Source organism: Psychrobacter sp. AOP5-GZ1-6 (assembly GCF_052376345.1).
GTDB lineage: Bacteria > Pseudomonadota > Gammaproteobacteria > Pseudomonadales > Moraxellaceae > Psychrobacter.
In genome coordinates, this window is the sequence record NZ_JBQSVP010000192.1 from 1 (window position 1) to 4,312 (window position 4,312).

Here is a 4,312-nt window from a genome sequence, read left to right on the forward strand (position 1 = left end):
CTCTTAACGATGAAAGCTGTTATTTATGACATATTCAGAAAGAAATATTAATCTGTTTAGAGGTGAATACTTTTTAGAAACTTGAATTATAAACCAAACCATTTACCTTCAACATAGTAGACATCACCTCCGTTGTATACCCTATTCATCCATTTATCGCCATCCCAGTATCCGTCTACTCGATCACCTGAATTTTGGTTACATTCTTTGCTGTAATAATATGAGCCTAAGTCATCAGAAAAGCATTTTTTAGTGTCTTTATCAGGCGGGCAAAAACCATCCTGCATATCACAATTGGGTGCTTGCCCAGGTAGGTAGGCTCTACCTTCTTTACAGACATAGTCTACGGTGCCATGAGGTAGGTTATTATAATCCCAAAAATAATCGCCGTCAGAACCCAAAGGACGGTTTGTTACACAATCTAATGCCCAGCCACCTTCACTATTCAGAATGTAATTATCTACATTAGTATTATGAATACCTGCTGGATCTTTAATACAGCCTGTCAATAGTACTGCGGTGAGTCCGCTGGCGATGAGGTATGATGTTTTCATGATAATTTCCTTATCCATGATAGAAGGTACGTTCGAATTTATTGGTGCTATAATTAATTTGGCCTAAGCTTACAAGGGTGAATGGCGCAACAATGCCTTCGGTTGCGATATTACTTGACCAATGTATGTATTTATTATACATGATCTTTTTGATTTGCTCGTCTTTAGGCTGTATCAATGGAATCAGCTCATCGAGAGGTAGTGACGTGGCACCGAAGCATACAAGCCCTTTTGCTGTTTCATGAGCTGGTTGAAATTTCTTAGTTAATGCTTCATCCCAGGCGAGAGCTTGTTCTGTCAGATCCTTAGCTATTGCTCCAAATTTTTCAGTTGATGTGTCATCGTATGTTGTGCCATATTCAATACTATACTCGTGTATTTTAACGTCATTGAAATTATCGATACCGTAGCGTTTTGCCAGCTCTACCATGATATGGGTGGGGATGATGGGGTAGAGCATTGATATTTGCTCACGGTTGATTTTGATCCACTGATGCTGTTTACTACTGGGAAATATTTTCCAGCGCCAAATACGTTTATTGGTTTCAATCACCTCAATTTCATTTTTTTTTGCCCCCGCTATCGGAGCCTTAAAAAAACCAGTATCCATTAAGTGCTGCGCGACTTGATTAAAGTCAGCCAGCTGCATTTGGTCTAACGCATTTGATTTGGTTTTAAACACGTTTGGCTGTTTATCATCGTAGCTGCTATAAGGTTTGATATCGTCTATGAGATCCTGCCTGTCCTCTTTATCCATTGGTTTGTCTGGATTACGTAAGCTGACTTCTTTTTGAGCGATGACGACGTCATCATTATCGCGGTCAGAGACGTACCATATTTTTGTGGTTTCTCCCTCTTTATACTCAGGAACTATCTTACCACCCTTATCTTCAAAGGCAATTTTACCCATGGTGCCTAAACCGTCACCGAGATCAGTATGACAGCCGGGTAGATGAATCTCTACACCATGACCGCGCTTTACGGCACCGCGAATATCATAACATTCAAATTTATCTCGATACTCGTTACTGGCGACCAGATGTACGATACGGGAGGCCTGATTGCGTTTGAGATTGATATTCATCTCTTTTGGATCGACACTACCGATCAACTCGTCACTTGGTGCTTCCTCGATATAGTTACCAAAATCTAATCCTTCATCGTCCGCATGATTGAACCCCAAAGAGGAAACCGTATCAAATATTCCCATGAACTTAAGCTGCACTGACATACGCTTGCCTTCTGGAAAGATGATTTTACGTGAGCTTTCAGGTATCTCTTCACTGAGTGGCTCACTATTGAGTAACATATTGGCAAAAATACGAGCAGAAGCAGAGCCACGGCTAAAGCCAAACAAATTGATCAATAGTATTCTATAATCTCCAGCTACGTTGGTCTCTTCTATGATCTGATTGAGTTGATAAAACGCCTTACCTATCTTTGCATTGGCTCCTGTTGATCCCCAGCCCAATCCTGCGCCAATAGGGTTGTCCGCATAATAAATATCTCTTTTTCCTGGTATGTCAGAGTTTTGTATCGTACCTGCGCCATCAACATATATCTTGCGGTTGGTAGGGCTGTTTTCCTTGTAGGCACCCTCCATTCTATCTACACCAGTAGGGAGACGTGAATAACTCACAGAATCACTCACGAGCAGATCTGGGTTGTAGCGGTATTTATTCATTTCCTCCAGGCCTCTAGGCAGCCCACCATAAGCGCTTGCATCACCTTTATTCTTTGATTGAGGACTGTTTTCTAGATCGTTAAAGCGGTCTGTTCCATTGTATAGTAGTGAGTTATCACGGTTGTTCCAAGTGCCATCAAAAAAGATACTCACTTCCAGCGTTTTGATTTCTATAGGTACTTCAGATTTTGGAGTAGGGTTGGCGACACCATTGCCCATAGGCACACTTGGCGATTTATTATTTGCTTGGCTGTCTGTGGGTTGTTTACTCATTAATTTTCTCTTGTATTCGTCTTATCTGCTTGTCTCATGACTACTGTTTAATAGAGTGTTGTAAATAAATATCGTATTAAAAATATCATCGAACATTCTTTAACACTGCTTCTTAAAAGTCACCATCATGTAGCAAAGTACGCAAGTGGCGATAGATTCGCACTTGAACAATAGTGTCTCCATTGTGGAGTAGCGCGACAAAGTTTTGGTCAGGTTCTGGAGTATTGAGATTCAAATTTGCGATATTAGGATCATTGCTATTTTTGATATCCCCAACTTTAATGAACTCTAACGTAGAGAAACTTTTTTGACCAACATTAGAAAAGAAATCATTGAATAATTTCCAAAAAGGTTCAGCTTCGTCAGGCTGTTCAGGATGACTAAATCCACCATCATAATCAGTTAAAAAGAATACATGTCTATAGCGTTTGCCATTTTCTATATAATTGAAAGTAAATTCAGTCGGGAACTGCTTACTTTTGGTTCGTTCGACAGCCATGTCATTAGGATCAACCCAGTAATAGTTGCCGTTTGCTAAGCGCACACGATAAGCTTCTAAATCGATACCCGTGATAGCTACTTTCCAAGGAAATTTAGTTCTATGGTAGTTTAGCCAGCGGTCTTTGGGTATTGTGCCGTTTTTATATCTTTCTTTGACGTATTCTGGTAATTCAGGATCTCTTAAGGCATAGTATTTTTCTTCAGTGATCCAGCGAGAGTCAAAACTCTCAGCTCGTGCAAAATACCACCATTCTACTGGGATTTCTGTTGCCGTAAAGGTATCAAGAGTGATTGTTTGTTGGCCACTAACTCGCAAATGAACACGCCCTCCAGGCTCAAAAGCAAAATCAATTGCTTTATAATTGCCAATTTTTCTCACACCCCAGCTCAAGACAGGGATGGGCGTATCAAATAATTCAAGTATTTTCTCACGAGGCAATGGTATTTGTACTTGATAAAATTTTCTCTCTGTTTCAGCAAGCCATGTTAGCTGCACAGCATGGGGCAATAAAGCCTTGCTGTCAGGTATACCGCCTTTAATAAGGTTGCCATGATCACGAAATCCATTGTATGCCTCACCAGTAAACCCGTAGATGCGATCACCTTTATAAAACCAAAAATTATCTCCCGTCACCAAACGTACTGGATAATGTTGAGGAGCGAATATTCTAGTAGTCCACTGGATGCGCTCAGAACTAAATACATCAAATATACTCATAAACCTACCTTCGAAAATTAGTTTTTGGCTCAAAATAGCCAACAGTAAAAAAACTGATGCAATAGTTAAGGAGTATTTAATCCATTGCCTAACTTTAGGTTTCATTAGCCATCCTAAAATTAGTTTAGTTACACTGGGTCTTGAAGTGATTTCCTTCACAAGTTATTGATTAATAATATTTTTTACTGGTATAAAATTATGGCTTACTCATATTCTTCATCGTCTGCTTCTACGGTCATGTCAACAGCCTGAGCACCTGTATGAATTCTTGTTGTCTGACCCTCTTTATTTGTTATTCCTCGATAAATCTTACCGTCACCAGTAGTGATTTTATAAGCAAACCCAGAAATAGGGTTACCTAAGGTATCTTTAAGTACAAACATCTCATCGAAAGGATCTTTATAATCAAGTACACCATTTTTTGCGAAAGCCCCCGCAACCATCTCTTTCTTCACCGCTTTAATCTTCACCGTGCCTGGGCATACCAGCTTAATACCGCTGTCATCGATGGTAATCGAAGCCCCAGCTGACGTTTGCAGCTTAATCCGCTTCGGACTTGAGAGGTTAACCTGACCCGACTCA

At 40.1% G+C, this 4,312-nt stretch carries 3 protein-coding genes and 1 pseudogene; all 4 read right to left on the reverse strand.

Features of this window, described 5'->3' with window-relative positions:
- Window positions 1-86: 86 nt before the first annotated feature.
- The gene (locus ACT3RN_RS14710) at window positions 87-554 is read right to left on the reverse strand and encodes a hypothetical protein (protein WP_442063200.1); all 468 of its coding nucleotides are present in this window, start codon (window positions 552-554) and stop codon (window positions 87-89) included.
- A gap of 10 nt (window positions 555-564) precedes the next feature.
- Window positions 565-2,511, reverse strand: coding sequence for a phospholipase effector Tle1 domain-containing protein (locus ACT3RN_RS14715; RefSeq protein WP_442063202.1), 1,947 nt, complete (start codon window positions 2,509-2,511; stop codon window positions 565-567).
- Window positions 2,512-2,623: 112 nt separating this feature from the next.
- Complete coding sequence (locus ACT3RN_RS14720; RefSeq protein ID WP_444518765.1) at window positions 2,624-3,835, reverse strand: DUF2931 family protein; 1,212 nt, start codon at window positions 3,833-3,835, stop codon at window positions 2,624-2,626.
- Window positions 3,836-3,933: 98 nt separating this feature from the next.
- Window positions 3,934-4,312: pseudogene (locus tag ACT3RN_RS14725) on the reverse strand (hypothetical protein); the annotation flags it as partial.

Excerpts from the sequence above, each read along its gene's own strand:
- ACT3RN_RS14720 (WP_444518765.1), bottom strand. The coding sequence starts at position 3,835 with ATGAAACCTAAAGTTAGGCAATGGATTAAATACTCCTTAACTATTGCA.
- ACT3RN_RS14715 (WP_442063202.1), bottom strand. The coding sequence starts at position 2,511 with ATGAGTAAACAACCCACAGACAGCCAAGCAAATAATAAATCGCCAAGT.
- ACT3RN_RS14710 (WP_442063200.1), bottom strand. The coding sequence starts at position 554 with ATGAAAACATCATACCTCATCGCCAGCGGACTCACCGCAGTACTATTG.